General features: G+C 64.7%; 27 protein-coding genes. 11 read left to right on the top strand and 16 right to left on the bottom strand.

The window, feature by feature from the left end; genetic code table 11:
* Positions 1-55: 55 nt before the first annotated feature.
* The 7 genes from ACFFWD_RS04700 to ald all read right to left on the bottom strand — a co-directional run bounded on the left by ACFFWD_RS04700 (position 56) and on the right by ald (position 7,383).
* Positions 56-928, bottom strand: coding sequence for an ABC transporter permease (locus tag ACFFWD_RS04700; RefSeq protein ID WP_376961947.1), 873 nt, complete (start codon positions 926-928; stop codon positions 56-58).
* Positions 925-1,758 carry an ABC transporter ATP-binding protein gene (locus ACFFWD_RS04705; RefSeq protein ID WP_376961949.1) on the bottom strand — a complete coding sequence of 278 codons (834 nt, stop codon included), beginning with the start codon at positions 1,756-1,758 and terminating at the stop codon, positions 925-927. Before ACFFWD_RS04705 ends, ACFFWD_RS04700 begins: the two co-directional genes overlap by 4 nt.
* Complete coding sequence (locus ACFFWD_RS04710) at positions 1,755-2,801, bottom strand: ABC transporter substrate-binding protein (protein ID WP_376961951.1); 1,047 nt, start codon at positions 2,799-2,801, stop codon at positions 1,755-1,757. Before ACFFWD_RS04710 ends, ACFFWD_RS04705 begins: the two co-directional genes overlap by 4 nt.
* Complete coding sequence (gene leuB / locus ACFFWD_RS04715) at positions 2,801-3,934, bottom strand: 3-isopropylmalate dehydrogenase (RefSeq protein ID WP_376961953.1); 1,134 nt, start codon at positions 3,932-3,934, stop codon at positions 2,801-2,803. Before leuB ends, ACFFWD_RS04710 begins: the two co-directional genes overlap by 1 nt.
* Positions 3,931-4,566 (bottom strand): 3-isopropylmalate dehydratase small subunit, encoded by a 636-nt coding sequence (gene leuD / locus ACFFWD_RS04720; protein WP_376961955.1) that lies wholly within the window; start codon positions 4,564-4,566, stop codon positions 3,931-3,933. The genes leuB and leuD overlap by 4 nt, the downstream gene beginning before the upstream one ends.
* A 2-nt stretch (positions 4,567-4,568) precedes the next feature.
* The gene (gene leuC / locus ACFFWD_RS04725) at positions 4,569-5,957 is read right to left on the bottom strand and encodes a 3-isopropylmalate dehydratase large subunit (protein ID WP_376961997.1); all 1,389 of its coding nucleotides are present in this window, start codon (positions 5,955-5,957) and stop codon (positions 4,569-4,571) included.
* A 310-nt stretch (positions 5,958-6,267) separates the two neighbouring features.
* Positions 6,268-7,383 (bottom strand): alanine dehydrogenase, encoded by a 1,116-nt coding sequence (gene ald / locus ACFFWD_RS04730; protein WP_376961957.1) that lies wholly within the window; start codon positions 7,381-7,383, stop codon positions 6,268-6,270.
* Between the two features lie 127 nt (positions 7,384-7,510).
* Between ald and ACFFWD_RS04735 the strand changes: the two genes are divergently transcribed.
* Both ACFFWD_RS04735 and ACFFWD_RS04740 read left to right on the top strand, forming a co-directional pair.
* Positions 7,511-7,999 carry an Lrp/AsnC family transcriptional regulator gene (locus ACFFWD_RS04735; RefSeq protein ID WP_376961959.1) on the top strand — a complete coding sequence of 163 codons (489 nt, stop codon included), beginning with the start codon at positions 7,511-7,513 and terminating at the stop codon, positions 7,997-7,999.
* Positions 8,000-8,243: 244 nt separating this feature from the next.
* Positions 8,244-9,215 (top strand): hypothetical protein, encoded by a 972-nt coding sequence (locus ACFFWD_RS04740; RefSeq protein WP_376961961.1) that lies wholly within the window; start codon positions 8,244-8,246, stop codon positions 9,213-9,215.
* Here ACFFWD_RS04740 and ACFFWD_RS04745 read toward each other — a convergent pair.
* Positions 9,158-11,458 (bottom strand): TonB-dependent receptor, encoded by a 2,301-nt coding sequence (locus tag ACFFWD_RS04745; RefSeq protein ID WP_376961963.1) that lies wholly within the window; start codon positions 11,456-11,458, stop codon positions 9,158-9,160. The two genes, ACFFWD_RS04740 and ACFFWD_RS04745, sit on opposite strands and share 58 nt — an antisense overlap.
* Before the next feature lie 580 nt (positions 11,459-12,038).
* On the opposite strand from ACFFWD_RS04745, the gene ACFFWD_RS04750 reads away from it, so the two are divergent.
* Positions 12,039-12,752, top strand: a complete 714-nt coding sequence (locus ACFFWD_RS04750) for a glutamine amidotransferase-related protein (protein ID WP_376961965.1) — start codon at positions 12,039-12,041, stop codon at positions 12,750-12,752.
* 5 nt (positions 12,753-12,757) lie between these two features.
* Here ACFFWD_RS04750 and ACFFWD_RS04755 read toward each other — a convergent pair whose 3' ends face one another.
* From ACFFWD_RS04755 to dctA, 3 genes are all read right to left on the bottom strand, one after another.
* Complete coding sequence (locus ACFFWD_RS04755) at positions 12,758-13,597, bottom strand: bifunctional allantoicase/(S)-ureidoglycine aminohydrolase (RefSeq protein WP_376961967.1); 840 nt, start codon at positions 13,595-13,597, stop codon at positions 12,758-12,760.
* 71 nt (positions 13,598-13,668) lie between these two features.
* Positions 13,669-14,184, bottom strand: a complete 516-nt coding sequence (locus ACFFWD_RS04760) for an ureidoglycolate lyase (protein ID WP_376961969.1) — start codon at positions 14,182-14,184, stop codon at positions 13,669-13,671.
* 72 nt (positions 14,185-14,256) lie between these two features.
* Positions 14,257-15,591, bottom strand: a complete 1,335-nt coding sequence (dctA, locus tag ACFFWD_RS04765; RefSeq protein ID WP_376961999.1) for a C4-dicarboxylate transporter DctA — start codon at positions 15,589-15,591, stop codon at positions 14,257-14,259.
* 238 nt (positions 15,592-15,829) lie between these two features.
* Here dctA and ACFFWD_RS04770 point away from each other — a divergent pair, with 238 nt between their 5' ends.
* Both ACFFWD_RS04770 and ACFFWD_RS04775 read left to right on the top strand, forming a co-directional pair.
* Complete coding sequence (locus ACFFWD_RS04770) at positions 15,830-16,780, top strand: LysR substrate-binding domain-containing protein (RefSeq protein WP_376961971.1); 951 nt, start codon at positions 15,830-15,832, stop codon at positions 16,778-16,780.
* A gap of 93 nt (positions 16,781-16,873) precedes the next feature.
* The gene (locus ACFFWD_RS04775) at positions 16,874-17,389 is read left to right on the top strand and encodes a monooxygenase family protein (protein WP_376961973.1); all 516 of its coding nucleotides are present in this window, start codon (positions 16,874-16,876) and stop codon (positions 17,387-17,389) included.
* A 4-nt stretch (positions 17,390-17,393) separates the two neighbouring features.
* On the opposite strand, the gene ACFFWD_RS04780 is transcribed toward ACFFWD_RS04775, so the two are convergent.
* Positions 17,394-17,744, bottom strand: a complete 351-nt coding sequence (locus tag ACFFWD_RS04780; protein ID WP_376961975.1) for a hypothetical protein — start codon at positions 17,742-17,744, stop codon at positions 17,394-17,396.
* 458 nt (positions 17,745-18,202) lie between these two features.
* Here ACFFWD_RS04780 and ACFFWD_RS04785 point away from each other — a divergent pair, with 458 nt between their 5' ends.
* Entirely contained in the window at positions 18,203-18,877 is a 675-nt protein-coding gene (locus ACFFWD_RS04785; protein ID WP_376961977.1) for an RraA family protein, read from the top strand.
* 167 nt (positions 18,878-19,044) lie between these two features.
* On the opposite strand, the gene ACFFWD_RS04790 is transcribed toward ACFFWD_RS04785, so the two are convergent.
* Positions 19,045-19,659: a hypothetical protein gene (locus tag ACFFWD_RS04790; protein WP_376961979.1), complete on the bottom strand. Its 615-nt coding sequence runs from the start codon at positions 19,657-19,659 to the stop codon at positions 19,045-19,047.
* A 204-nt stretch (positions 19,660-19,863) separates the two neighbouring features.
* Between ACFFWD_RS04790 and ACFFWD_RS04795 the strand changes: the two genes are divergently transcribed.
* A complete protein-coding gene (locus ACFFWD_RS04795) occupies positions 19,864-20,295 on the top strand; it encodes a YybH family protein (protein ID WP_376961981.1) in 432 nt (143 codons plus the stop codon).
* 551 nt (positions 20,296-20,846) lie between these two features.
* Here ACFFWD_RS04795 and ACFFWD_RS04800 read toward each other — a convergent pair.
* Positions 20,847-21,407 (bottom strand): zinc metalloprotease, encoded by a 561-nt coding sequence (locus ACFFWD_RS04800; protein WP_376961983.1) that lies wholly within the window; start codon positions 21,405-21,407, stop codon positions 20,847-20,849.
* Positions 21,408-21,604: 197 nt separating this feature from the next.
* The gene (locus ACFFWD_RS04805; protein WP_376961985.1) at positions 21,605-22,513 is read right to left on the bottom strand and encodes a LysR family transcriptional regulator; all 909 of its coding nucleotides are present in this window, start codon (positions 22,511-22,513) and stop codon (positions 21,605-21,607) included.
* A gap of 138 nt (positions 22,514-22,651) precedes the next feature.
* Here ACFFWD_RS04805 and ACFFWD_RS04810 point away from each other — a divergent pair, with 138 nt between their 5' ends.
* Entirely contained in the window at positions 22,652-23,425 is a 774-nt protein-coding gene (locus ACFFWD_RS04810) for an SDR family oxidoreductase (protein ID WP_376961987.1), read from the top strand.
* Between the two features lie 799 nt (positions 23,426-24,224).
* Here the strand turns inward: ACFFWD_RS04810 and ACFFWD_RS04815 are convergent.
* Positions 24,225-24,707 carry a universal stress protein gene (locus ACFFWD_RS04815; RefSeq protein ID WP_376961989.1) on the bottom strand — a complete coding sequence of 161 codons (483 nt, stop codon included), beginning with the start codon at positions 24,705-24,707 and terminating at the stop codon, positions 24,225-24,227.
* A gap of 423 nt (positions 24,708-25,130) precedes the next feature.
* On the opposite strand from ACFFWD_RS04815, the gene ACFFWD_RS04820 reads away from it, so the two are divergent.
* From ACFFWD_RS04820 to ACFFWD_RS04830, 3 genes are all read left to right on the top strand, one after another.
* The gene (locus ACFFWD_RS04820) at positions 25,131-26,045 is read left to right on the top strand and encodes a LysR family transcriptional regulator (protein WP_376961991.1); all 915 of its coding nucleotides are present in this window, start codon (positions 25,131-25,133) and stop codon (positions 26,043-26,045) included.
* Between the two features lie 165 nt (positions 26,046-26,210).
* Positions 26,211-26,369, top strand: coding sequence for a hypothetical protein (locus tag ACFFWD_RS04825; protein WP_376961993.1), 159 nt, complete (start codon positions 26,211-26,213; stop codon positions 26,367-26,369).
* A 159-nt stretch (positions 26,370-26,528) separates the two neighbouring features.
* Entirely contained in the window at positions 26,529-26,687 is a 159-nt protein-coding gene (locus tag ACFFWD_RS04830) for a hypothetical protein (RefSeq protein ID WP_376961995.1), read from the top strand.
* Positions 26,688-26,740: the final 53 nt, after the last annotated feature.

Consider the following 26,740-nt stretch of genomic DNA (forward strand, 5'->3'; position numbering starts at 1 on the left):
TCACGATTTGCCCCGAAAGGGAATCCCTTCCGATTCCACCAGGTCGGAAAATGCTCTAGTCCGCGTTCCGCTGCCGCTGCCAGCGCAGCAGATAGGCTTGCAGCCGCCAGATCATCGCCGACAGCACGACGCCCACCAGCATCAGCACGACGACGGCGACCATCATGCCCGAGGCCTCGCCGCGCGCCTCGGATTCGATGATCAGCCGGCCGATGCCGCGCTCGGCGCCGATGAACTCGCCGACGATCACGCCGATCAGGGCGAACGAGATCGCCGGCGTCAGCGAGGCGAACACCCAGGCCATGGTCGATGGGATGACGACCGTGCGGGTGATCTGCCATTCGCTGGCGCCGAGCAGCCGCGCAGCGTTGGTAAAGCCCTCGTCGATCGACCGCGCGCCCTCGAAGGTGTTGAAGAACACCAGGAACACGACGACGATCCAGGACGTCACGATCTTCGACATGTCGCCGATCCCGAATGCCAGCACGATGATCGGCGCGAGCGCAATCCGCGGGATCGAGTTCACCGCCGTGATGAACGGCTGAAAGATCGCGCTCAAACGGTCCGACCGTCCCAGGATCAAGCCGACGACGAAGCCAGAGATCACGCCGGTGACGAAACCGAAGAAGGTGTTCTGCAAGGTCACGCCGGTCGCGGCCCAGAGATTGTTCTGGTTGCGCGCCAGGCACTTTGCGAAGTCGCCGTTCAGCCAGCCGTTCCAGGCGCCGAGCTTCGAGGTGAGGCAGCTCTGGATCAGGAAGTTCTCGAAGATCATCGACGGCTTCGAGATGAAATAGGGATCGAGCAGGTCAGGCACCAGCCACGGCACCTTCGCATGCAGGTCGTAGCCCCACTGCCAGATCGACAGCACGACGATGCAGATCAGCGCCTGCCACGCGACCGTGTTGAGCCGGCTGGACAGCTTCATGTGCCGCGCCCCTTGACGAACTCCTCGCCGAGCGAGTGCCAGATGTGCTGGAACAGCTCGGCATAGCGTGGCGTCTCGCGCACCTTCACCGCATCGCGCGGACGCGCGAAGTCGACCTCGAACATATCCTTGATCCGGCCCGGCCGCGCCGAGAACAGGATGATGCGGTCGGCGAGCGTCAGCGCCTCGCCGAGATCGTGGGTGACGAACAGCACGGTCTGCTGCTCGCGCTCCCAGATCCGCAAAAGCACCTCATGCATGTCAATCTTGGTGTGGGTGTCGAGCGCGCCGAACGGCTCGTCCATCAACAGGATCTGCGGCTCGACGATCAGGGTGCGCATCAGCGCCGCGCGCTGTCGCATGCCGCCGGACAGCGCCGACGCATATGCATTCTCGAACCCTTTGAGGCCCGCCTGCGCGACGCATTCGGCGATCCGCGCTTTCCGCTCCGTCATCGGCACGCCGGCAAGCTCGAGCCCGTAACCGATATTGTCGGCAACGGTTCGCCAGGGAAACAGCGTGTCGCGCTGGAACACGTAGCCGACCTCTGATGTCGCCTTGCCGGCCACCACCCGCTTGCCGTCGATCAGGATCTCGCCGCTGCTCGGCCGGATCAGCGACGCGATCATGTTGAGCACCGTGCTCTTGCCGGAGCCCGACGGCCCGAGCAGCGCGACGAACTCGCCGCGACGGACATCGAACGACACGTCGCGCACCGCCTCGATCGCGGTGTTGGCGAGCTGGAACGACTTGCTCAAGCCCTTGACCTCGACCCGCCGGACATCAGGCGATCGGGACACGGCCGCCGCGCTCGTCGCGAGCGCGCTCAACCCGGATAGGCCTTGCGGGCGGCCTCGACGAAGCCCGGGCTGACCACGTCTGCGATCGTCAAGGGCTTGATGCCGGTCATCTCACGGAACCAGACCTTTTCGCCGCGCGCAAAGCTCGCGGCGTCGATCGTGGCGTCATAGTCGGCGACCTTCTGCAGCGCAGTGATCTCGAGCAGATTGGCGCTGCGCGACGTGCTGCCGACATAGGGTTCGATGGCATCGTAGATCTGCTCCGGCGTATGCGCCTTGATCCACTGCGTCGCCCGCCACAGCGCGGTGACGAAGGCCTGCATCTTGGCCGGGTCCTCGTCGATGGTCGATTGCAGGGTGAAATGCGATGTCACCGGGACCTTGCCGCCGATATGCTTGTTCCAGATCGCCTGGTCAGTGCCGTCGAACAGCAGCTCGCCCCAGCCCTGCTCCTGCGACTCTTTCAGCAGCGACAAACCGCTGACGAGGATGTCGACCTGTTTCGACTTCAACGATCCCAGCATGGTGTCGACATTGCCGGTGCCGATCCAGGTCACCTTGTCGTCGAGGCCCATGGTTTCCATGTAGTAGGACGCCCAGACATGGTTGGTGCCGCCGAGCGACGACACCGAGACGATCGGCTTGCGGCCGTCCGGCCGCTTCCACTGGGTGAAGGCCTCCAGCGTGTTGATGCCCTGGTCTTTGAGATCCTTGCGGATGATGAACATCACGGCGCCCGACCGCGTGTCGACCGGCATCAGCACGCGTCCGCCGCGACCGCGATTGGCAAGCTGCATTGGATGGGTGATGTCGCCGATCCCGATGTCGCCCTGCGACGAGGCGATGATCTCGCGGGTCTTCACGCCGCTGCCGCCCTGGATCAGCTTGCAGTCGAGCCCGGCCTCCTTGAAGAAGCCGATGCGGTCGGCGACGAAGTGCGTTTGATAGAGCGGGACGGCGACCGGATAGATCGCGCGACCCGCGCTATCGGCCGCGCGGGCCCGGCGGGAAAAGGCCGCGGCGCCGCCGGCCGCGATAATCGTAAGCGCCGAACGTCTGGACACATGGGCCATCACGCATGCTCCCGGATCGAGACCTTGTCGAGCGCGCGCAGCACCGCATCGCCCATCTCGACGGTCGAAAGCCGCTTTGCGCCGGCCTCGGCGATATCGGCCGTCCGCGCGCCGGAGGCGAGCGCGGTCTGCACCGCCTTTTCCAAGAGGTCGGCATCCTCGGGCCGGTTGAGCGTCAGCCGCAGCATCATGGCGACACTCAGGATCGAGCCGAGCGGATTGGCGATGCCTCGGTCTGCGATATCGGGCGCGCTGCCATGCACCGGCTCATAGAGCGCCTTACGCCGGCCAAAGCGGTCGACCGGCCCGAGCGAGGCCGACGGCAGCATGCCGAGCGAGCCCGAGGCCATCGCCGCGCAGTCGGACAGGATGTCGCCGAAGATATTGCCCGTCACCATCACGTCGAACTGCCGCGGCTCGCGCACGATCTGCATCGCGGCGTTGTCGACATAGAGATGCGTGAGCTCGACGTCGGAGAATTCCTCCTTGTGGAGCTTGATCACCTCCTCGCGCCACAGCACGCTGGTCTCCAGCACATTCTCCTTGTCGACCGAGCAGACCTTGTTGCGCCGCGTCCGCGCCAGCTCGAACGCGGAGCGCGCCACACGACGGATCTGGTTGGTGGTGTATTGCTCGGTGTTGAAGCCGCGGCGCTGGCCGTCGGGCAGCGTTTCGATACCGCGCGGCTCGCCGAAATAGATGCCGCTGGTGAGCTCGCGGATGATGACGAAGTCGACGCCGGCGAGCACCTCGGGCTTCAGCGGTGCTGACGCCGAAAGCGCCGGGCTCGCCACGATCGGCCTTAGGTTGGCGTAAAGATCGTATTTCCTGCGCAAGCCGAGCAGGCTGCCGGCCTTGCGCGTCGCCGGCGGCACTTCCTTGGTCTCCGGTCCGCCGGTCGCGCCCCACAGGATCGCATCGGCCTCGTCCATTGCCTCGGCCGTGTCCTCCGGCAGCACCTTGCCGCTCGCAAGATACGGAATGAGCCCATATTGCGCCTCGCGCAGCGTCATCGGCACGCCGCGCTTCGCCGCGAACCAGTCGAGCACACGGCGCGACTGCGCCGTCACCTCCGGGCCGATGCCCTCGCCGCCGACCACGGCGACCTTGATCATGTTGGATTGTGTGCTCATGCCGGTGTCCTTGCAAAATGGATCCAGGGGCGCGCCGCGCGATCGGAGGCCTGGAACGCGCGGATCTCGTCGTCGCGCTTTAGTGTCAGCTCGACCTCGTCGAGCCCCTGCAACAGCCCCTCGCGCCGCCGCGGGTCGATCTCGAAGCGGTGCTGGCGGCCGGAAGGCGAGACGATGGTCTGCGCCTCCAGATCGATTGCGACCTTGCCGGCGCCCTGCGTCGCCTCGATATCGGCCGCAAGCGAATCGACCACCGCCTTGTCGACGACGACGGGCAGGATTCCGTTCTGGAAGCAGTTGGCGAAGAAGATGTCGCCGAAACTGGAGCCGATCACGGCGCGAATACCCATCTCCTGCAGCGACCACACCGCGCCCTCGCGCGAGGAGCCGCAGCCGAAATTCGGCCCCGTCACCAGGATCTCCGCCTGTCGGTACGGCTCGCGGTTGAGGATGAAATCCGGATTCTCCGAGCCGTCGGGCAAATAGCGCAGCGAGCCGAATGCCCATTTGCCGAGCGAGCCGCGCACGGAGTTGCCGACCAGCCGCTCGATGCGAATGATCACGTCGGTATCGATGTTGCTGCGCATGATTGGAGCTGCGGTCGCGGTGAGCTTGTTGAACGGTTTCGGCATCGCTAGCGCCCCATCGTCCTGACGTCGGTGATCGCGCCGGCAATCGCCGATGCCGCTGCGCTTGCCGGGCTCGCCAGATGCGTGCGCGCCCGCGGCCCCTGCCGGCCGACAAAATTGCGGTTCGAGGTCGAGACCGAGCGCTGTCCCGGCGCCACCACCTCGCCGTTCGCGGCAAGGCACATCGAGCAGCCCGGCTCGCGCCACTCGAAGCCGGCGTCGGTGAAGATCTTGTCGAGCCCTTCGGCCACCGCCTCGCGCTTGACGTTCTCAGATCCCGGCACCACCCAGGCGCGGACGCCGGGCGCGACCTTGCGGCCGCGCGCGATCTCGGCCGCCGCGCGCAGATCGCTCAAGCGGCTGTTGGTGCAGGAGCCGATGAACACCCAATCGACCGGCGTGCCCGCGATCGGCGCGCCGCCTTGCAGCCCCATATATTCCAGCGCGGTCTCGATCGCTGCGCGCCGCGCCGGATCATCGACCGTCTTCGGATCGGGGATCCGGCCATCGACGCCGATGACATGTTCGGGGCTGATCCCCCACGTCACCTGCGGAATGATCTTGTCGACATCGATCACGACCTCGCGGTCGAACACCGCGTCGGGATCGCTCGGCAATTCGCGCCATGCGGCGACTGCCTGGTCCCATAGCGCGCCCTGCGGCGCGTAGGGACGGCCGCGCAGGAATTCGAAGGTCTTTTCGTCGGGCGCGACCATGCCCATCTTGGCGCCGAGCTCGATCGAGAGGTTGCAGATCGTGAGCCGGCCCTCGATCGAGAGGTCACGGATTGCGCTGCCGGCAAATTCGACCGCATAGCCGGTGCCGCCGGCGGCGCCGATATGCCCGATCAGCGCCAGGATGATGTCCTTGGCGGTGACGCCGAGGGGCAGCTTGCCTTCGAACTTCGCGCGCAGGGTTTTGGGCCGGCGCTGGACCAGCGCCTGCGTCGCCAGCACATGGGTGAGCTCGCTCGAGCCGATGCCGAAGGCAAGCGCGCCGAGGCCACCATGCGTGCAGGTGTGGCTGTCGCCGCAGACGATGGTGCAGCCAGGCAGGCTCAGGCCGAGCTCGGGCCCGATGACATGGACGATTCCCTGGCCGGGCTGATCGACGTCGAACATGGTGATGCCGCTCGCCGCCGTCTCGGCCCGCAGCGACGTCAACAGCTCCTGCCCGATCTTGCTGGTCCCGGCGCGACCATGAGCGGTCGAGATCGCATGGTCCGGGGTCGCAAAGGTCAGTTCGGGATTGTGGACCTTGAGCCCCTTGCTCTTGAGGTCGAGCAGGCCGCGCGAGCCGCCGAGATCGTGCAGCAGATGACGGTCGATATGAAGGAGGTCGGTGTCCTCGCTCAAGCGTGCAATGACATGCTGGTCCCAGATCTTGGCCAGCATCGTACGACCGGTCTTTTCCAAGACAGTCCTCCCTTTGCTTCTTGAGGCCAGCGGCCAGCGCCGCCGATCGCCGCTTTGGCGCGGCTTTGATTGGGCCATCAAATCATGTGGCCGCGCACCCCGCCAGAGCGGAGTGGCGCACGCGGCATGGTGGGAGGGCTGCGCGTGTGCAGCTTGACAAAGGCCGTAGCCCGGATGGAGCGCAGCGAAATCCGGGGTCAGTTCCTCCGCGGAGAGACCTGCCCCGGATTTCGCTGCGCTTCATCCGGGCTACTGAATCTTTGACCGAACTACTTCGATCCAAACTCTCTCACGACGCCAGCGCTTCCTCCGGCATCACGACTGCAAGGTTCTGGCTCTCGGCGACGGCGCGGTTGGTGATGCGGCCGCGATGGATGTTGAGGCCGGCGCGCAGATGCGGGTCCTCGACCAGCGCGCGCAGGCCCTTCGCCGCCAGCGCCAGGCCGAACGGCAGGGTCGCATGGTTCAGCGCATGGCTCGAGGTGACGGGCACCGCGCCCGGCATGTTGGCGACGCAGTAATGCACGATCTCGTCGACGAGATAGGTCGGCGCCTGATGCGTGGTCGGCTTCGAGGTCTCGAAGCAGCCGCCCTGGTCGATCGCGACATCGACCAGCACCGCGCGGCGCTTCATGCCTGACAGCTGCGCGCGCGACACCAGCTTGGGCGCGCTCGCGCCGGGGACCAGCACCGCGCCGATCACGACGTCGGCGGCGAAGATTTCCTGCTCGATCGCCTCCAGCGTGGCATAGCGGGTGCGGACGCGCCCGAGGAAGATATCGTCGAGCGCGCGCAGCCGCGGCACCGAGCGGTCGAGGATGGTGATGTCGCCGCCGAGGCCGGCCGCCATGCGCGCCGCGTGCGTACCGACCACACCGCCGCCGATGATCGCGATCCGCGCCGGCGGCACGCCGGGCACGCCGCCGATCAGTTTGCCCATGCCGTCGGCGGATTTGCGCAGTGCCGCGCCCGCGGCTTCGATCGAAAGGCGTCCGGCGACCTCGCTCATCGGCGCGAGCAGCGGCAAGCCGCCATGTGCGTCGGTCACGGTCTCATAGGCGACCGCGGTGCACCCGGAGGCGAGCAGCCCCTTGGTCTGCGCGACGTCGGGCGCGAGATGCAGATAGGTGAAGAGAATCTGGCCCTCACGCAGCCGGGTCCATTCCGACGGCTGCGGCTCCTTCACCTTCACGATCATGTCGGCGACCGAAAACACCTCCTCGGCCGTATCGGCGATCCGGGCGCCGGCCTTGGTGTAGACGTCATCATGCGCGCCGATGCCCTCGCCGGCACCGCGCTGCACCACGACCTCATGCCCGTGCGCCACATATTCCCGCACCGAAGCAGGCGTCAGCCCGACCCGATATTCCTCGACCTTGATCTCCTTTGGCACGCCGATGCGCATGGTCCGCTCCCTGGAATTCCTCTGCCGCCGCAACCTAAAGGCTAAATCCGGCCGCGCGGCGTTTCTCAGCGAAATCCGGCTTGTCCACACGCGCATACGCTCATATTCTTCGCGATAGAACGAATGTTTGAAGGAAAACTGCGTGGACGATCTCGATCGTATCGATTTGCGAATCCTGGCCGAGCTGGTCTCCGACGCCCGCGCCAGCCAGATCGAACTTGCGGAGAAGGTCGGGCTGTCGCCGACCGCCTGCGCGCGGCGCATCCGCCATCTCGAGGACACCGGCGTCATCCGCGGCTACAGGGTCGACCTCGAACCGCAGGCGCTCGGCCTGGTCACGACTGTCGTCGTCACCATCACGCTGGAAAAGCAGAGCGAGGACTATCTGGCGGCATTCGAGGCCGCGATCGCACGCTGTCCCGATGTCGTGTCCTGTCACCTGATGTCGGGCAGCGACGATTATCATTTGCAGGTCATCGCCCGCGACATCGCCGACTTCGAGCGCATCCACAAGCAGCATCTGTCGCGAATGCCGGGCGTCGCCCGCATCCATTCGAGCTTCGCGATGCGCGAGGTCGTCCGCCGCACTATTCCGGAAACCGCGCTGCGCGGGTGACGGTTCTTGCAGCGCCTCGGTCGCGTTGAAGATGTGATCAACGCAGCTCCGTCATTGCGAGCGAAGCGAAGCAATCCATCTTTCCGTTTTGCCGCGCTATGGATTGCTTCGCTTCGCTCGCAATGACGGGGATGAATTTGCGCCTGCCCCTCCCAGCAACACGCATTTTTTAGTCGAGACCCGCGCCCGTTTGTGACAGAATTGCTACATAGTCATGTCAATTCGGTTACACGCGGAGCGGTTGATGAGCTTGGAATGGCGGGCGCGGCCGGTTTCCCTGGCCTGGTCGAATCCGGTGGCCTGGTGGTGGGGTCTGTTGACGCTGGTGAGCAGCATCAACATCGCGGTCTGGTTCGCGCTCTATCGCCAGCTCTCCGATCAGCCGGTCGGCAGTCTCGGCAGCGCCTCGGGCATCGGGCTGATGCTCCTGCTCTGTGCGGGTTATGTGTTCGGCTGCGCATTCCGCTCGTTCCTGCCGCGCGCCGACGTCCAGCGCATCTGCCTGTTCGACACCTGGCTGTCGAGCGTCGTGGTCGGCCGCTCCGTCGCAACCGTCGCCGAGATGTGCTTTGCCGCGCAATGGGCGATCATCCTGCATCAGCTCGGCACCATGACCGGCGCCGAGACCGTCGTGAACATCGCCTGGGTGATCGTGCCGCTGATCCTGATCGCGGAATGCTTCTCCTGGTATGCGGTGTTGACCACACACTATCTCGGCAACGCGATCGAGAACTCGATCTGGGCTGTCGTCTTCTTCCTGGTCGGCGTGGCGCTGTGCCGGCTGCTGCCCGAGTTCCACGGCCCGGTGCGCTGGGCCATCGTCATCGCGATCGTCGGAATCACAGCCTACCTGGCCTTCCTGATGACGGTCGACGTCCCGATGTATCTGAACCGCTGGCGCGCCGAGCTTGCCGCCGGCGGCAAGCTGCTGCATCCGCTCGAGGGTCTGCGCGACGTCTCGACGCGCTGGATCGTGACGCATGATCTCGCCGAGTGGCGAGAAGAGATCGCCTGGATGTCGCTCTATTTCAGCATGGCAGTGTGGTCGAGCCTCGCGCTCTGCGTCTGCTATTCGCTCGAGGATCAATTGCCGCGCTACCGCACCGAGGCCGCCGCGATCCGGTCGACGGAAGCGGCGGTCCCCGGCACGGCTGACGGTCAGAAGTCGACCGTCATCGAGAGCCACAATGTCCGCGGCATGCCGCTGATCAGGTAGCCGGTCGGGTTGGCGATCCAGTAGCGCTTGTCGGCGATGTTGGTGAGGCTGGCGCGGAACGTAGTCGGCCGTCCGGCGAGCCTGGTCGCATAGCGCGCGCCGATATCGAAGGTGGTCCAGCTCGGAACGCTCTGGACGTTGTCGCCGCGGACATAAGCGCTGCTGGTGTAGATGGCGCGTGCGGTCGCGGTCAGCCCGGGCAGGAACGGCGTGTCCCATTCGACGCCGAGATTGCCCTGAAGGTCGGGCGCACCGACGGCATGATGGCCGTCATTGATGTGGCCTTCCGTCTTGGTGAGCCGGGCATCGAGGAACGTCACGCCGCCGAGCACGCGCAGGCCGGGCGCGACCTCGCCGAACGTGTTCAGCTCGATACCGCGGTGCCGCTGCTCGCCGTCGAGGCTGAAGATCTTTGTCACGGGATCGATCAGGCCGCTCGGCATGCTGATCTGGAACGCGGCAAGGCTGGCGCCGAACCGGCCGAGATCGAGCTTGGTGCCGACTTCATATTGCCTTGTCTTGAACGGCGCGAACACCGCGGTGGTGTTGGCGGCGCCTGACGGCGGCGTCGGGCCGGGCGTGAGGCCTTCGATATAGTTGGCATAGAGCGAGAGCTCGCGGATCGGCCGCACGACCAGCGCGACCGACGGCGAGGTCGCGCTCTGGTCGTAATGCGTGGTCGCAAGGCCGCTGACGGAATCAAAGCTCGTCGACACCACCTGCTGCTGTCGCGCGCCGACGATCAGCTGCATGAGACCGCCCATCATCGTGACGGTGTCGGCGACGCCGACGCTCCTGAGCTCGAGCGCGCCCGACTTGCCTTCAGGGAACGACGACACGGGCGCCCCGGGTGACGCCAGCAGCGTCGGCGTGTAGATGTTGGTCAGGTAGGTTCCGTAATTGGTCTGCCCGAGCCAGTCGGTCCGTTGCAGCGCGCTGCCGCTGACCACGACCTCATGGCCGATCGGGCCGGTGTCGAAGCGCGAGCGGATACCGGCTTCGCCTGAGGCGGTATCCGACTTGCCGATCTGATAGCGCGAGGTCGACTGCGCGTTGCCCGCGGTGTCGAGGATGGTCGCGCCCGGCGCCTCCTGCTTGTCGAAGCCGAAATGATTGCCGCCGATCGCGCCGAACAGCGTGACGTTGGACGACAGGTCATATTCGGCGCGGGTCAGCCCGGTGACGCTGCGCGCGCTGGCATAGTCGAACGGTTGCGCGAGATTGATCCTCGGATCGGGCGCGACCGGTACGGCGATGCCTGGGAGCGGCGTGTAGCCGCGCGCCGCCGCCTTCATCCAGTCGTTCTGGTAGATCAGGTCGGCCGACCAGCGGAAGCGGTCGCCGCGATAATCGACGCCGAGCGAGCCGACGCCGTCGCGCACCGACTGCCGATCGATCGTCGTGTTGCCGCCGTCGATCCCGCCATTGAAGCGGACGCCCCACTCCTTCTGCTCGCCATAGCGGCGCGCCCCGTCGATCTCGGTGCCGAAGCGCGAATTGGACATGTAGCCTGCCGTCCAACGCGTCAGCGGATCGTCGCCGGCGCGTTTTGTCACCACATTGACGCTGCCGCCGATCGAACCTTCGGGCGCCATGCCGTTGAGGAATGCGGCCGGCCCCTTCAGGAGCTCGATCCGCTCGATCGGCGCCGGATTGATCCGGTAGTGCGGCACCAGGCCATAGAGCCCGTTCAGCGCGATCTCGCTGTTCTCGACGCGGAAGCCGCGAATGGTCAGCGCGTCGTAGCGGTTGCTGCTGCCGATCGCGGCGCGGACCGACGGATCGCTGTTGGTGAGGACCTCGGCGACGCTGGTCGCCTGCTGGTCGCGGATGGTCTGCTCGGTGTAGCTCGTCAGACTGAACGGGGTCGCCATGTAATCGCGATTGCCTAGCAAGCCGAGCTGCGCGCCGCGTGCGACCTGGCCGCCGGCGAAGCTCGGCGGCAGCGCCGCCTGTTGCGCGCCCGCCGAAGGCACGGCGGCAGGCGCGGCAGCGTCGCGATTGGCCATGCGCCGCGCCGCGGCGGCGCGCGATGCCGATTGCGGCTTGCGCCGGTCGGCCGCCGTCGCGTTGCGACGCTGCGCCGGCGACACCACGACCGGCGGCAGCGCCTGCCCCGCGCCCGGCGCAGCTGAAGGCGATGCCGTGGCCTGCTGCGCAACCGACGGGGCCGCCATCAGCACCATGGAGACACAGGCAATGGACAAGGTCGCCGCAACGCGCGGCGTATTCAGATCGTTCAAGATGGACTCCCCCAGCGCAACAGGTGTTGGCGACATCGTCCCGGCGCGAGACGCGCAAGACCGATGTCGCAGACGGGGATTAGGCAACCCGCAACGATGCCGCCACTAGAACGCATCTAACGCGCCGTGCCGGAGACGACGCCGATTTTTCTGTCCGGAGAATTGGAGATATTCCAGTTTGTGCACGTCACGAATGCTGCTATCGCGCAGTGTTTTATCGATGGCCTACGCGGGCGCCTTGCGCGTCACCGCATCACGCCGGAATCCTGCGGCACTTTGGCTATTCACCCGCTGAAACGCATAACCAGAATCATTCCGACGGCTCATCCGCATTCGCGGTAAGCGCTGCGCGTGGCGTCGCGACCGACGATGCACGGCGCGCAATCGCGCATACCGCCGCGGCAAACAATCGCAGCATGCCGCGAGCCGCGATCGCGGTTCCCGGGACCGCAATCGCGGCTCCCGGAACGACGCGACCGCGCGACCGGCGCGCCGCATTCTCTTTCCGGTTGCACGGCTTGTGGCGGATCGCCATTTCAGGGTAAAGCTCGCCCAGTCTCACCTGCCATCAATGCATCGCATGCCCCGCGTCACCATCGTCGAAACCGGCCTCGTCAGCCCGGAACGCCGCGCGCGCTTCGGAACCTATCCGCAGATGTTCACGCGGATGATCGGCACCGCCGACCCGTCGGCCGCGTGCGAGGTCGTCAGCATCGTCACCGGCGAGAAGCTGCCCGATCCCGCAAGCCTCGACGCGATCCTCATCACCGGCTCACCGGCCGGTGTTTATAACGAGATCGACTGGATCGCGCCGCTCGAGGCCTTCGTGCGCGCGGCCTATGACCGGCGCGTGCCGATGGTCGGCGTCTGCTTTGGCCATCAGCTGATCGCACAGGCGCTCGGCGGCACCGTGCGCAAATCGGAGAAGGGCTGGGGCATCGGCCGGCATGTCTACCGGCTGGCGCCGGACAACAGACTGATCGACGGCGAGGCGATTGCGATCGCCTGCTCGCACCAGGACCAGGTGATCACGCCGCCGGCGTCGGCGCGCACCTTCATGTCATCAGCGTTCACGCCGCATGCCGGGCTGCTCTACGCCAACGGCACGACGCTGTCGGTGCAGCCGCATCCGGAATTCGAGCTCGGCTACGCCTTGGCCCTCTGCGACCTGCACCAGGACCATGCGCCCGAAGCCGTGATCGCGACGGCCCGCGCATCGCTTGCCGAGCCGCTGGAACATGCGAGGCTGGGCAGCGCGATCACGCGGTTCCTGACGAAACGAGCGGCGGAGTGAAACCGTCAGGTCGCGGGCCGCAAGGCGCGCAAATCCATGTGCCGGTTGACGTCCTTGTAGAGCAAATAGCGGAAGCGGCCGGGACCGCCAGCGTAGCAGGCCTGCGGGCAGAATGCGCGCAGCCACATATAGTCGCCGGCCTCCACCTCGACCCAATCCTGGTTCAGCCGGTACACCGCCTTGCCCTCAAGCACATAGAGGCCGTGTTCCATCACATGCGTCTCGGCGAATGGGATCGACGCGCCCGGCTCGAAGGTGACGATTGTGACGTGCATGTCATGCCGCAGATCCGTCGGATCGACGAAGCGCGTCGTCGCCCAGCGCCCATCCGTATCCGGCATCGGGATCGGCGCGATATCGTTCTCGTTGGTCACGAAGGCTTCGGGCACCGCAAGTCCCGCCACGCGCTGGTAGAGCTTGCGGATCCAGTGAAAATGCGCGGGGCTCGCGCCCGCGTTGCGCACGCCCCACGAACAACCCGGCGGAAGATAGGCGAACCCGCCGGGACGAAGCACGTGTTCTGCGCCGGCAATCACGAGCGTCAGTTCGCCGCCAACCACGAACAGCGCGCCTTGCGCCTCCGGATCGGGCTCCGGCGCCTTGCTGCCGCCACCCGGCGCCACCTCCATGAGGTAATGCGAGAAGGTTTCCGCAAAACCGGACAGTGGCCTGGCCAGCACCCAGACCCGCGTCTTGTCCCAATGCGGAAGGTAGCTGGTGACGATGTCGCGGACCACGCCCTTCGGGATCACCGCATAGGCCTCGGTGAACACCGCGCGGTCGCTCAAGAGTTCGGTTTGGGCGGGATGGCCACCGGGCGGCACGTGATAGGTTCGGGTTCGCATTGGCTTGGGCCTCTCATGGATTGGTCCTGCGGGCGGCGGCTGCGCAATCATCACAGCGTCGTCGCGCACTCTTATCGCGCCTCACCTTGCGCGCGTTCCGGCTCAAGCGACATCCAGCGATCCTCGCCGAGCCAGACTTCCTCGAGATTATCGCCCGGCCCCTTCCTGTCGACCACGAAGAACGGACTGGCTTCCGCGGTGACGAGCAGCGGGTGATGCCAGCAGTTTCGCGCGTAGTTGACGCCCTGCCAGCAGGCCGCGGCAAAGGCGCGATAGCTCGACGCAACCGCGGGATCCGTGCAAACCACCACCAGCCACGGCGCATCGTGCAACGGCATGAACAACTGGCTGCCGAGCGGATGCCGTTCCATCATCTTGATCGCAATCGGGCTCGGCCGCACCGATCCGACGAACAGGCTGATATTGACCTCGCCGCCATCGGCCGCGACGTCGATATCAGCGAGATCGTTGAAGCGGTTCGCAAAGCCCTCATTGATCAGTCGCGGCCTGACATCCGCCGTCTCGACCACCTCGCCGAACGGCGCGAAGCCGGCCTTGGTCAGCGGAACAATCGGAAGCATCAGCATGGCGTAAGCTCCAGCCGGCGCGGAGGCCGCCGGCGATCATCTGACGAACGGCGGCGGATCGGCGCCGCGCTCTCACAAGGTCTGGGGTTGCGCGGCGGCGCCGTCAAGATCAACCACCTCGGCTTGCGCAACGGAGCCTGCCGGATCGAGCTCGCCGTTCAGCACGCGCTGCGCCCTCGCCCGGTCGATATCACCCTCCCATGACGCAACCGCAACCGTCGCGACGCAATTGCCGACATAGTTGCCGAGCGCGCGCGCAATCCCGATGAACCAGTCGACCGAGAGGATCAGCACCAGCCCGATCGCAGGAATCGCGGGGATCGCCGACAGCGTGGCCGCGAGCACGACGATGGCCGAGCCGGGGACGCCATGCGCGCCCTTGGAGGTCAAAAGCGCGACGCCGAGGATCGCCAAGAGATCGCCGAGCGCGAGCGGCGTGTTGGTGGCCTGGGCGATGAACACCGCGGCCAGCGTGAGATAGATCGAGAAGGCGTCGAGATTGAACGAGTATCCGGTCGGGATCACCAGTCCGACCGTCGACTGCTTGATGCCGAGCTGCTCGAGCTTGCGCATGGTCTGCGGCAGCACGCTGTCGCCGGCGGCGGTGCCGAGCACGATCGTCAGCTCTTCGCGGAGGTAGCGCAGCAGCTTGAACAGGCTGAAGCCGGACAGCCGCATGATGCCGCCGAGCACCACCACAACGAACACCGCGACCGCCACGTAGAACAGTGCAACCAGGCCGCCGAGTTGCTTCAGCGAGCCGACGCCGTATTTGCCGACAGTGAAGGCGATGGCGCCGAACACGCCGAGCGGCGCCAGGCGGACCACGAAATTCATCATCTTGAACACGATCTCGCTGACGCGCTCGATCAGCTCGACCACCGGCGCGGCGCGCTTGCCGCACAGCGCGACCGCGCAGCCGAACATGATGGAGACGATCAAGACCTGCAGGATGTCGCCCGTCGTGAAGGCGCCGACCAGTGTGGTGGGGATCAGCTTCAGGATGAATTCCGAGACGCCGCCGCCGGCGACCTGCGCCGCGGTCTGGCTGAAGCTCGAGAGCGCCTTCGCATCCAGCGACTTCGGGTCGATGTTCATTCCGACGCCGGGCTGGAAGTAGAAGGCGAGCACGATGCCGAGCACCAGCGCGATCGTCGTGACGACCTCGAAATAGATGATCGCGCGCACTCCGACGCGGCCGACCTTGGACAGGTCGCCGGCGGCGGCGATGCCGTGCACGACGACGCAGAACACGATCACCGGGACCAGCATCTTGATCAGCTTGATGAAGCCGTCGCCCAGCGCCTTGGTCTGCAGCGCGAGCGCGGGGTCCATCACGCCGAGCGCAATCCCCAGCGCGAGCGCGATCAGGACCTGGAAGAACAGCGATTTGAACAGTTTTGGCACGGTGTCCTCGCTTGGTTGGCGTTCCCACATCGGCGTGGCCTTGTCGGCAACCGGCCCGGCCACTGTTCTTGATGGCGACATCGAGGTCGCTTCGGATGAACCCGTTCCCGCGGGCCCTCGCCGCTCCGGCGGCGGGCGCACCCGGTCGAATCCGCGCGGAACGGTCCGGCAACCATTCGTTGACCAGACCCTTTCGGCTGTCCAATATATAGAACGACATGATCAAGAGGATTTCCCTATGGATCTCCGCCAGCTCCGCTACTTCGTCGCGGTGGCCGAGGCGCGCAGCTTCACCGCCGCGGCGCGCCGGCTGAACCTGTCGCAGCCGCCGCTCAGCCAGCACATCCAGTCGCTCGAGGCCGCGCTCGGCACGCCGCTATTGTTCCGCACCAGCCGCAGGGTCGAGCTGACGCCGGCGGGCGAAGCGCTCCTGGCGCGGGCGCGCGCGATCCAGCAGCAGGTCCGGTTGACGGAGGAGGAGGTGAAGTCGATCGGTGCGGGCCTGATCGGGACGCTCGACGTCGGCGCGACCGGCTCGATCCTGCGCGGGCGCCTGGCCGATCTTCTCGCGGCCTATCGACGCGAGGCGCCGCAGGTCAAGATGACGCTGCACGAGCAGGCGCCGGCACTGCAGATCGCCTCGGTGCTCGATCGCACCACCGATGTCAGCCTCAACCGCAGCACACCGATCGAGCACGGCCTTGCGAGCGAGCTTGCCTGGTCCGAAGAGGTGGTGGTGGCGATGCCGCAAACCCATCGCCTGGCGCGGCGGCGGCACGTCGCGCTCGCCGACCTCGCCGACGAGGATCACATTGCGCTGCATCCCGACAGTTCGCCGTTCGCCCGCAACATCCAGCAATGCTGTGTCGACGCGGGCTTCCTGCCGCGCGTCTCCCAGCAGATCCTCGATGCGCAATCGGTGCCGAGCCTGATCGCGGCGGGCTTCGGCGTGGCGCTGGTGCCGGCGTCGATCGCCCGTTTCACGACCGACGCCATCGCCTTCCGCCCGATCCGACCGTCGCCGCCGTCGGCGGACGTGTTCCTGGTCTTCCGCAAGGACGAGACGTCGATGGTGGTGCATAACTTCATCAAGCTCGCGCGCCGTTTCCTCGGCGAGAGGCGTCGTTTCGATCCGCCCGAAGCGCGCAAGCCTGCGGCGAGCAGAGCCGCGCCAGGGACCGCGCAATGAATTCAATTGGCCAGCGGACTGGGCTAGGATCGATGACGTCGCCGAACGCCTGACGTTCGCGTCACGGCGTCAGTCCGATGAAGGGGGACCAATATGAGCAAAGTCGAACGACAGACCGTCGATCTCTCGGCCTTTCCGGACATGGTCGTGATCTACCTCGGGATGCGCGTCAACGCCTGGACCGGCCTCAAGACGCTGATCGGGCTCGGGCCTCAGATCAAGGGGTCGGTCGATGCGAAGCCGGACGGGCTGTTGCTCCACGAGAACTTCATCATGTCGCTGTTTCCGGTGCATGTCGGCATGCGGCAATACTGGCGCGACTTCGACGCGCTGGAATCATGGGCCCGCTCCGCACCGCATCGCGACTGGTGGCAGGCGTTTTTGCGATCCTCCGGCGGGACCGGCTTCTGGCACGAGGCGTATTTCATGCGCGGCGGCATGGAGGCGGTCTACGACGACATGCCCGCGCCGCTCGGCTTCGGCCAGTTTGCACCGAACCTACTGGCGCGCGGACCGATGTTCTCCGCCCGCAACCGCGCCAAGCTCGCCGGCGAGCGGCGTCCGCCGGTGGTCGAGGAAGCCACTTTCTATCCAGCCGACGGCGCCTAGAACGTCAGGTCATGCTGCCCGGCATGAAGCAGCGGACGCGCGGGTGGCCGTCGACATAGTGCTTCCACACCATGGTCCGCCCGATCTTGTTCGGCTCGGTGATCACGGCACCGTCGGGCACCACAACCCATTCGCTGTCGATGAAGACGCGATAATGTCCGTGGTCGCTTTCCCAATCCGCGTCGGCAATGACGTAGCCGTCGGCATCCGAGCAGCATTGTCCGAACGCGCTGTGCAAGCTTTCGAACCAGGGTTTCAGCGGCGAATTTGCGTAGCGCCCGTCGTCGCGCGCCTCGATCGGCGAGGCTGACAACGTCAGGCCAAGCAGCAATGCCGCACGCGTGATGGCGTGCATCTTGTCGTCTCCGAAGATCCTCGATCCGGCCGCGGGCGCAGGCATCACCGTTCGCCCGCGCCCCATGACGGGCAGGCGAGCATGCGACGAATCAGGGCCCCAGCCACTTTGCGATGAGTATGCAAGACCGGCGCCAAACTGCATTCCGGGAGACTACTGTCGACGAAAGTAGCGCGGCACTCAGCCAGCCTCAGCGCGACATACGTCCCACATTTCGTCATGGCCGGGCTTGGCCCGGCCATCCACGTCTTTGTTGCAAGAGGCACTGAAAGACGTGGATGCCCGGCACGAGGCCGGGCATGACGAGTGGAGACATTTGTCCCGACTCTGTTGATGGCTTTTTCGGTCAGGCGTCCGGCTCGAGGGCGTTGATGACGCCGCGGAAGCAAGGTGTAATGGAGACCGACGGGCGACGACCACTTCCGATCGACAGCACAACCAGAAGCCGGAGACAACGAATGGCCATAGGATTTGCAATTCACAAAAGGAAACGAAAGGTGTCGCCCGAGCTGGTCGCGCGCTTCCGCCACCTGCCCGTCGCCAATGTCAGCGACGTGATGTCGAGGATCTCGGGCACCAACCGGCTCCGTCCGATGCATGCGGGTGGCTGGCTCGGCGGCCCGGCGCTCACGGTCAAGACGCGGCCCGGCGACAATCTGATGGTTCACAAGGCGATCGACCTGGCAGAGCCGGGAGATGTCATCGTGGTCGATGCCGGTGGCGTGCTGGTCAATGCCATCATCGGCGAGATCATGTCGACGCTCGCCGAAAAGAACTGCGTCGCGGGCTTCGTGATCGACGGCGCGATCCGCGACGCCGGCGCGATCCGCGCGGGTTCGTTCCCGGTGTTTGCCGCCGGCGTCGCGCATCGCGGCCCCTACAAGGATGGTCCGGGCGAGATCAATTGCGCCGTTTCCGTCGACGGCATGATCGTGGAGCCGGGCGACCTCATCGTTGCCGACGGCGACGGCGTGCTGTGCGTGCCCTATGACGACGTCGCCGCGATCTGCAAGCTGACCGAGGCCAAGAAGGCGACCGAGGAAAAATCTATCCAGCAAATCCGTGCCGGCACCAGCGACCGCCGCTGGGTCGACGAGGCGTTGAAGCGGCTCGGCTGCGAATTCAAGGAGTGATGTCGACGTCGGATGGAGTTTTTGCTGTGGCCGTTGCAATGCGATTGAGCATCAACACCGCAGTTCGTCATGCCCGGGCCTGTCCCGGGCATCCACGTCTTCCATCACCGGTCGCAACAAAGACGTGGATGGCCGGGTCAAGCCCGGCCATGACGCAATGTAATCCGCTAGCGGCGGCCGCCGACGAAGATCGGAGATTGACCGGGCAGCAAGGGCGAATTGATGTCGCTGTCGATCCGCTCCGGCTGCTGCTGCACGAAACTCGCCCCGAAGGACAGGCTGAGGTTCGACGTCGGCTGGATCGTGACACCGGCATGCGCCGCGTAGCCATAGCCGGGCATTGTGCCGGTGTTGGTGCTGAAAGGCGCAATCGGGCCGCCGATGCCGGGCGGATTGTACTTCAGCGAGTCGAACCCGGCGAAGAACGTCACCGGCGATCCGCCGGCGCCCTTGAAATTGTAGCCGAGTTGCACGCCTTCGGAATAAAGCGAGCCGAACGCGCCAGCCTGGTTGAAGCCGCCCAAGCCGAAACTGCTGCGTTGGTTGCCGACGAACCAGCCGTTCGGAAGATTGTTCCGCTGATAGTAAGAGCCGCCGCTGGCGTCGAAGCTTGGAAAGTCGCCGTAGGTGTCGGCTTTCTGGCCGTCGGCCAGACTGGCACCGAAGCCGAACAGGGAGCCTGGGGTCCAATACCGCACCGGAGCCGATTGGGCACAGGCCACTCGCCCTCCGAGACAGAGCAGCGCCAGCACGATTGCGAGACCGCCTTTACCTGCGAACATGAATATCCGAGCTTCCGTCAAATGCCCCCGAGTTATACGCGCCCGATATCGGGAATGCCAGCGCGGCGCCCTCCGCCGCCGCATCACATGACTTTGTCCTCTGCCGGTCCGACACCAGCTGCGCTACACTGTCGAACCTCAAACGTCCCGGCCCGCGGGCCCCTCCACGGGCCAACGCGAAGGGCCAATCACGGGAGACGTGACATGGCAACCGACAGTCTTGATCGTGCCATCGAGCGAAGTCATGCAGCGGTGGCGGCGATATTCAGGGGCGATCCCGGCCCGGCAAAGGCGCTCTTTTCGGATGAGGACGACATTACCTTGGGCAATCCCTTCGGGCCCTATGCACAAGGGCGCAAGAAGGTTGAGGACACACTGATCGGTGCGGCCTCAAACTACCGTGATGGCGAGGTCACCGATGTAGAACTGGTCGCGACATATGTCTCCAGCGGCCTTGCATGCGTCGTCGAAGTCGAACGCGGACGCGCCAGGGTCGGCGGCAGCAGTGAAGCGGCCTCGCTGGCGCTGCGCGTGACCAGCGTGTTTCGCCTGGAGCACGACATCTGGAAACTTGTGCATCGGCATGCCGACCCGATTACGACACCACGCCCCGCAGCATCGGTGATCGGTCAATAGCAACGCGCCGTCATTCGTGCGCAGTATTTTCGATCGGCCTCGCGACAGGCAGGCACGGCGATCGAAAACACTTCGACATAAATGCCCGCGAGTTCCACATTTTGTGCAAATGCGTGATTCCGCGTGATCGTGCGTTGCCTTCTTTTGGGCACCAGTGAGGCGTAAATTGTCGCCGATGCCAAGGAGGCCACCGCAGGGGGTGCCTGCAATTGACGGATCGCTTCCACGAGACCTGGCAAGATGTAGATCTGCGCAACCTCGTCCGCATTATCTCAGCCTGTACTTTGGGGCTCTGGGCGTTTGCGGCGGGTCTGCTCATCGGCACCTTTTTGTTTTCGTGATCTAGGTTGAGCGGCCATCAGCTTTTGCCGGCTGCTCAAGTCTGCCGCAGCAAAATGCGCCATCGGGTCCGCGTGTGCCTTCACGAAGGCCGGGCGGGTAGTGCGATCAACTCATCAGCAGGCCGCCAGTTCGGTGGCTAGATGTTTTCCCGACGTGAAGCCGCCAACCGCTGGCGATCCTCCCAATGACATCGGCCAATCCGCAACCGCCTAACCGCCAAATCGCTTGACCAGCTTTGAGCCCTTGGCGCCGTCCATCTGCTTGCTGGTCAAGTCGCTGCCCACGCTCAATCCTTTCGTCATCAGGTTGTTGCGTAGCGCCGCCGCCTGCCGCTCGTCGGCGTAGTCGATCTCGACATGATCCAGACTCATCAGATGGCCAAGCTCATGTGCCCAGGCCCGTCCATTGGCGAAGTCATCGCCGTACCACTGGACGAAGCTCGCCGGCTCGGGATCGCTATTGAGATATGAGCTTCCGCCCGCGGAAAGATTCTCGATCGAATTGACGAGGTAGATGTGGACCGCATTGTCCGGATTGTGCCGGGAGCTCAGGACATCAAGCAGACGCTGATCGTTGTTGCGCGCGCTTTTGGCCATATCGAGCGGTTTGTCGGTCAGGCAATCATTGATCACGAACGAGATCTTGGCCTTTGACCAGATCGTATTGACCACATTCAGGGCCTTTTTGGCCGTGTCGCAACTCCATTTCTCGGGCTCCCGGGCGCCCCTCTCGGCAAATGGCGTGATGTAGATCCTCAGCGGAATGGCCATGAATTCCTCCGACGTTTGGAGATGTCGACGATATCTCCCATGCGTCTGCGATATCGGCGCCGTGGGCGGTTGCGCGGGGCCATACTACTACAATGGACGGCCGGCGCGATGAGGGCAGACGTTCGGAGCGCCAGCCCCAGATATTCGCATGTCCGGGCCATGCAGACATCGCTCAATCCATCGGACCGGTGCACACCCTAGCCCGCCGCCAGCAGGTTCTGCCTCAACAGCCCCGCCAGCCAATCCGCAAACACCTGCAACCGGCGCGACAGATGCTGGCGGTGCGGATAGAGCAAGGTCATCGGCATCGGCGCCGCGCGATAGGTGGGCATGACCTCGACGAGCTCGCCGGCGTCGAGATGCCGTTTCACGTCGTAGGCGGGAATCTGGATCAGCCCGAGGCCGGCGAGGCAGCAGGCGATATAGGCCTCCGCGCTGTTGACGGTGACGCGGCCGCGCATCGCGATCGCGCGCACGTCACCGCCCTCGGTCCACTCCCATTCCGCGATACGCCCGGTCGACGGCGAGGCGTAGTTGACCGCCCAATGCGCGCCGAGGTCATCAGGCGTGTGCGGCAGGCCGTGGCGCTCGAGATAGGCGGGGCTCGCGACATTGATCAGCGTGAGATCGCCGAGCGGCCGCGCGATCAGCCCGGAATCGCCGAGCGCGCCGACGCGCACAACGCAGTCGGTGCTGTCCTCGATCAGGTTGATCGCCCGATCGGTGATGCCGAGCTCGATGTCGATTTGCGGATAGCGATCGAGGAACGCCGGCAGCGCCGGCGCGATGATCAATCGTCCGATCCGGCCGGGGACGTCGACCTTCAATCGTCCCGACGGCGCGGATGCGGCGTGGCGAAACAGACTCTCGGCTTCCTCGACGTCGGCGACGAGGCGCAGGCAGCGCTCGTAAAACGCCGCGCCATCCTGCGTCGGCGCGACCTTGCGCGTGGTGCGATGAAGCAGGCGCGCGCCGATGCGCTGCTCCAATTCCAGCACGGCCGCCGACACCGAGGAGCGCGGCAGCTCGAGCGTATCGGCCGCGCGCGTAAAACTCGCGCATTCGACGACCCGGGCAAAGATCCGGAACAGGGCGATCCGATCCAATTGTTGATCTCGATTGTTCGCCGGTTCTGACAGGTGACGTCAGAATGAGAATCATTATCGCTCAATCCTAGACGATATCGTCCCACCCAGAAAGCGGCCGCGCGACGCGGCTGCGCGTCTCGACAGGGAGCCAAGGCCATGACCGATCACAGCATCAAGGGGAAGACCGTCATCATCGCCGGCGGCGCCAAGAACCTCGGCGGCTTGATCGCCCGCGATCTCGCCGCGCAAGGCGCGAAGGCGATTGCGATCCACTACAACAGTCCCGCAACGAAGGCTGACGCGGAGGCGACTGTCGCGGCAGTGACCGCCGCCGGCGCCAAGGCGGTGGCCTTCCAGGCCAATCTGACGACCGCGGGCGCGATGGAGAAACTGTTTGCCGATGCGGTTGCCGCAGTCGGCCGTCCCGATATCGCGATCAACACCGTCGGCAAGGTGTTGAAGAAGCCGATGGTCGAGATCTCGGAAGCCGAATATGACGAGATGAGCGCGGTCAACGCCAAGGCGGCGTTCTTCTTCCTCAAGGAGGCCGGCCGGCACGTCAACGACAACGGCAAGATCTGCACGCTGGTCACGTCGCTGCTCGGCGCGTTCACGCCGTTCTATGCGGCCTATGCCGGCACCAAGGCCCCGGTCGAGCATTTCACCCGCGCCGCATCGAAGGAGCTCGGCGAGCGCGGCATCTCGGTCACCGCGATCGGCCCGGGCCCGATGGACACGCCGTTCTTCTATCCGGCCGAAGGAACGGATGCAGTCGCCTATCACAAGTCGGCGGCGGCACTGTCGAAATTCTCCAAGACCGGCCTCACCGACATCAAGGACATCGTGCCCTGGATTCGCCTGTTGGTCTCGGACGGCTGGTGGATGACCGGACAAACCATCCTCGTCAACGGCGGCTACACGACGAAATGAGCCCTTACACCACGAAGTGAGCCTTGGCCGGTCGCGGCCGTGAGCCTCGACCGGCCACGCCCCTCCGACCGGCGTATGTCTCAGTTGTCGCCATCCACGATGCCCGCCGCATAGGATTCCGGCAGCCCCATTTTCGGGCCACCCGTTGCAGGCGCGTTGCGTAATCGAGGTTGCGCCCTGTTGATGGCGGCGCCATCGACAAATTGAAGCACAGCGCGGGTTCGACCGATCCATCCTGCAAATGCGCCAGCACAGGTTCAGGCCGATAGGCTGCCACGCTGCTTGCCGCATAGAGCGCATCCAGGTCTTCGTGAGACATCGTCATAACGATGCGGTGCACCCGGCTTCCCTCGTCCGGCAGCAACGTCGCACGCTAGCCGAGTTGCAGGCGAAAGCGATCGACACGGGCCACTCTCGCGTTGTGTGGCCGGAAGCCTCGTGCCTGCGGGGTCCATGAAGAGACCATAGAAGAAAATGGTGACGTGTCTGGCCATCTTGCGGTTCTCCCCACAGGCGATCCGTGCATGGACGCCGGTTGGCTCAGGCCGGTTCACGTGATTTGGGTCGTCTGTCCAGCCCCTGACAGCAAAATCCTCTGTCTAGGATGGAGAGTGGAAGGAGATGCAAGGCTCGGGTCGGTTCACACCGCGAGCACTTGCATACTCATCGTTGCAAATCGGAAATCGCGCGCAACGCTAACACCAAACCGCGTCATTGCGAGCCAACGGGTCGCGCGAGCGCGCGCCCGATAACAGGCTGACGAACTCGACCCAATTCGCGGCCAATGGTCGAATTCGGCCTAGCCTTCGCCCCGCGCCTGCGTCTTCCGGATTGGGGTAACATTGATTGCCGTTTGTGCGGGCTTCACGGCCACGAGCACGCTGCAGGGCGGATGATGCAAGATCGAATCTCCCACCGACCCATTCAGCCAGCGCGCAAGCGTTCCCTGGTCTCGATGACCGACGACAATCAGGTCCGCATTCATCTCTTTCGCAAACAGGACGATCTGCTCCGCAGGATTGCCGTACCTGACATCGTTGCTGACCGTGCACCCAAGGCCCTGCAACTGCCTCATGCCTGATTCAAGCACCGCCTGCGTTGCAAACCGCTGATTGTCCGTAACAAACGACATCCCCTCGACGACAAGCATGCTTTCCGAAGGGTCGATGACCGCGAGCAGACGGAGCGTCGCTGCCGACGTAAGCGCCAGGGTCTTCGCCTGGGTGAGAGCTTCGCGGCCATCGGGTGAGCCGTCATAGGCCAGGAGAATTCTTTGGTACATGGTGATATCTCCTTGTCATCGGCCAATGCCACGTCCTCGCGCGGCGCGCTCAACGCACGCTCCGGTCGCAGCGGCCGCGTATCCTCCTGTTGCTCCGGCAAGCCGCCTTACGTGCCGTAACGATTCCGATGAATGTCGCGCCGACGACCTCTGCGCAACGGGAGCGCCGAGAGCTTCTCGCCGGCGATCCAAGGGAGTGACGGCGGCGCCATCAATGCGGTGTAAGCCAGCAAGGCCATGAGAAGTAGGAATGTCATCTTGCACCTCCACTTGCCGCGGAATGATTCAATCCGCTCGGAAACCGGAAGACGTTCGTTGACATCAACGTAGGCCCGCGATCAAATTTGACAAACGAATAATTTCGCCGGTTGATATCGACGCGATAGATATGACCGGGACGTTTTTGATGGACGGGGTTTTCCGATGGACACCGAATTGGCCCGAACCTTCCTGACGGTGATATCGAGTGGCAGCTTCATCAGCGCCGCCGACCGGCTTCACGTCAGCCAGTCCACGGTCAGCACGCGCATTCATGTGCTGGAAGATCAGCTCGGCTGCGTGCTCTTCGTCCGCAACAAGGCCGGCACGACCCTGACGTCCGCTGGCCGGCAATTTCAGCGGCATGCGGCCACGCTGGTTCGAACCATAGAGCAGGCACGTCACGATATCGGAATTCCCGAGGGCTTCAGCGGCACGCTGGTGATCGGCGGCCGCATTGGGCTGTGGGAAGAGTTCTTGCTCGAGTGGCTCCAGCTCATGCGTGAAGCCAGGCCCGAGATTTCAGTTCGAGCGGAGAGCGGGCTCGAACCCGAACTCATGCAAGGGCTCATCGAAGGACGAATCGATATCGGGGTGATGTATACGCCGCAAAGCCGTCCCGGACTGAAGCTAGAGCAATTGTTCGAGGAACGGCTCGTCATGGTCTCGACGGCTGCACGGAGCAAGCCCGAGCCGCAGCCCGGCTATGTCTATGTTGACTGGGGCCCCGAGTTCTACGCCCGGCACAATGCCTGCTTTCCGAACTTCGGCGGTCCCTCGCTGACGGCGAATGTCGGCTGGCTCGGACTCCAACACGTGCTGGCCAATGGCGGCTCCGGCTACTTCCCCGAGCGGATCGTGCGGCCGCATCTCGAGGCAAGGCAATTGCATCCGGTCGGAAACGCGCCCGAGTTCTCGATGCCGGCGTACGTCGCCTATCCGCTCGACGGCGATCGCGACCTCTTCGGCATTGCGCTTGAGATCATGCATCGCGTCGCGAACGCGCGAGCGAAAGCAAAGGCTGACAGGAGGCCGCGAAGCGCCCGCGGAAAGCGCGCCAGTCCGGTCGAAGGCGGATGACAAGCGGGGAGAGCCGGACGCCACCACAGAAGACGATGCGGCTCCGAAACGCTCAATATTTCTCGCTTGCCAGATAGTCATCCGCGGCAGGAGGATGGCTTCGAACACGACGCGCGCTATGCCGCGGACCTACGGTCTTCCGAGCCATCGGGGATGGGGTGTGAAATGACCGAAGTCTCTCATCTTGAGTCTCAGTACGATGCCTTCCTGTTCGCTTCGCTCTGCGAGGACGACGAATTGACCCTCAGCGTCTTGTCGGTCTTGGCACGGCAGGACGTCGATCCGTGGCAAGAGGCCGATCGCCTGGCGCATCTGCAAAAGTAGCAGGCGATCAACAGTCTCGCATCCACTATCTGGAAATCGGATAGCGAGCGCTGGTCGCCGTCCGAGGCCAGCATCCTAGCGATCCGTCTGATCGGACTTTTGCCGTCGCACAGCACCTCCGGTCCGGCCAGGCTCCCGGCCGGGGACATCGAAAGCAGAATGATGTTGTGGCTGATTGTCGGCATGCTGATGGCGTCGACGATCGTATCCGGAGACGGCATGAGAAAACTGCTCAAGGGCAATCCGGCCGACCACGTCAGCGCGGTCACGCAGCAAGAACGATTACCGCAATCGCCGAATGGCATTGTCACCGACTAGCAGTCTGCTGAAAAACCTCTCGCCGTAGCGAGAATTTGCTGATTCAATTTTTT

It is taken from the genome of Bradyrhizobium erythrophlei (assembly GCF_042430365.1).
GTDB lineage: Bacteria > Pseudomonadota > Alphaproteobacteria > Rhizobiales > Xanthobacteraceae > Bradyrhizobium > Bradyrhizobium erythrophlei.

Coding starts and splice junctions, on each gene's coding strand:
- ACFFWD_RS04700 (WP_376961947.1), bottom strand. CDS start 928: ATGAAGCTGTCCAGCCGGCTCAACACGGTCGCGTGGCAGGCGCTGATC.
- ACFFWD_RS04710 (WP_376961951.1), bottom strand. CDS start 2,801: ATGGCCCATGTGTCCAGACGTTCGGCGCTTACGATTATCGCGGCCGGC.
- leuB (WP_376961953.1), bottom strand. CDS start 3,934: ATGAGCACACAATCCAACATGATCAAGGTCGCCGTGGTCGGCGGCGAG.
- leuD (WP_376961955.1), bottom strand. CDS start 4,566: ATGCCGAAACCGTTCAACAAGCTCACCGCGACCGCAGCTCCAATCATG.
- leuC (WP_376961997.1), bottom strand. CDS start 5,957: ATGCTGGCCAAGATCTGGGACCAGCATGTCATTGCACGCTTGAGCGAG.
- ald (WP_376961957.1), bottom strand. CDS start 7,383: ATGCGCATCGGCGTGCCAAAGGAGATCAAGGTCGAGGAATATCGGGTC.
- ACFFWD_RS04740 (WP_376961961.1), top strand. CDS start 8,244: ATGAGCTTGGAATGGCGGGCGCGGCCGGTTTCCCTGGCCTGGTCGAAT.
- ACFFWD_RS04750 (WP_376961965.1), top strand. CDS start 12,039: ATGCCCCGCGTCACCATCGTCGAAACCGGCCTCGTCAGCCCGGAACGC.
- ACFFWD_RS04755 (WP_376961967.1), bottom strand. CDS start 13,597: ATGCGAACCCGAACCTATCACGTGCCGCCCGGTGGCCATCCCGCCCAA.
- ACFFWD_RS04760 (WP_376961969.1), bottom strand. CDS start 14,184: ATGCTGATGCTTCCGATTGTTCCGCTGACCAAGGCCGGCTTCGCGCCG.
- ACFFWD_RS04770 (WP_376961971.1), top strand. CDS start 15,830: ATGGATCTCCGCCAGCTCCGCTACTTCGTCGCGGTGGCCGAGGCGCGC.
- ACFFWD_RS04775 (WP_376961973.1), top strand. CDS start 16,874: ATGAGCAAAGTCGAACGACAGACCGTCGATCTCTCGGCCTTTCCGGAC.
- ACFFWD_RS04780 (WP_376961975.1), bottom strand. CDS start 17,744: ATGCACGCCATCACGCGTGCGGCATTGCTGCTTGGCCTGACGTTGTCA.
- ACFFWD_RS04785 (WP_376961977.1), top strand. CDS start 18,203: ATGGCCATAGGATTTGCAATTCACAAAAGGAAACGAAAGGTGTCGCCC.
- ACFFWD_RS04790 (WP_376961979.1), bottom strand. CDS start 19,659: ATGTTCGCAGGTAAAGGCGGTCTCGCAATCGTGCTGGCGCTGCTCTGT.
- ACFFWD_RS04795 (WP_376961981.1), top strand. CDS start 19,864: ATGGCAACCGACAGTCTTGATCGTGCCATCGAGCGAAGTCATGCAGCG.
- ACFFWD_RS04800 (WP_376961983.1), bottom strand. CDS start 21,407: ATGGCCATTCCGCTGAGGATCTACATCACGCCATTTGCCGAGAGGGGC.
- ACFFWD_RS04810 (WP_376961987.1), top strand. CDS start 22,652: ATGACCGATCACAGCATCAAGGGGAAGACCGTCATCATCGCCGGCGGC.
- ACFFWD_RS04815 (WP_376961989.1), bottom strand. CDS start 24,707: ATGTACCAAAGAATTCTCCTGGCCTATGACGGCTCACCCGATGGCCGC.
- ACFFWD_RS04820 (WP_376961991.1), top strand. CDS start 25,131: ATGGACACCGAATTGGCCCGAACCTTCCTGACGGTGATATCGAGTGGC.
- ACFFWD_RS04825 (WP_376961993.1), top strand. CDS start 26,211: ATGACCGAAGTCTCTCATCTTGAGTCTCAGTACGATGCCTTCCTGTTC.
- ACFFWD_RS04830 (WP_376961995.1), top strand. CDS start 26,529: ATGATGTTGTGGCTGATTGTCGGCATGCTGATGGCGTCGACGATCGTA.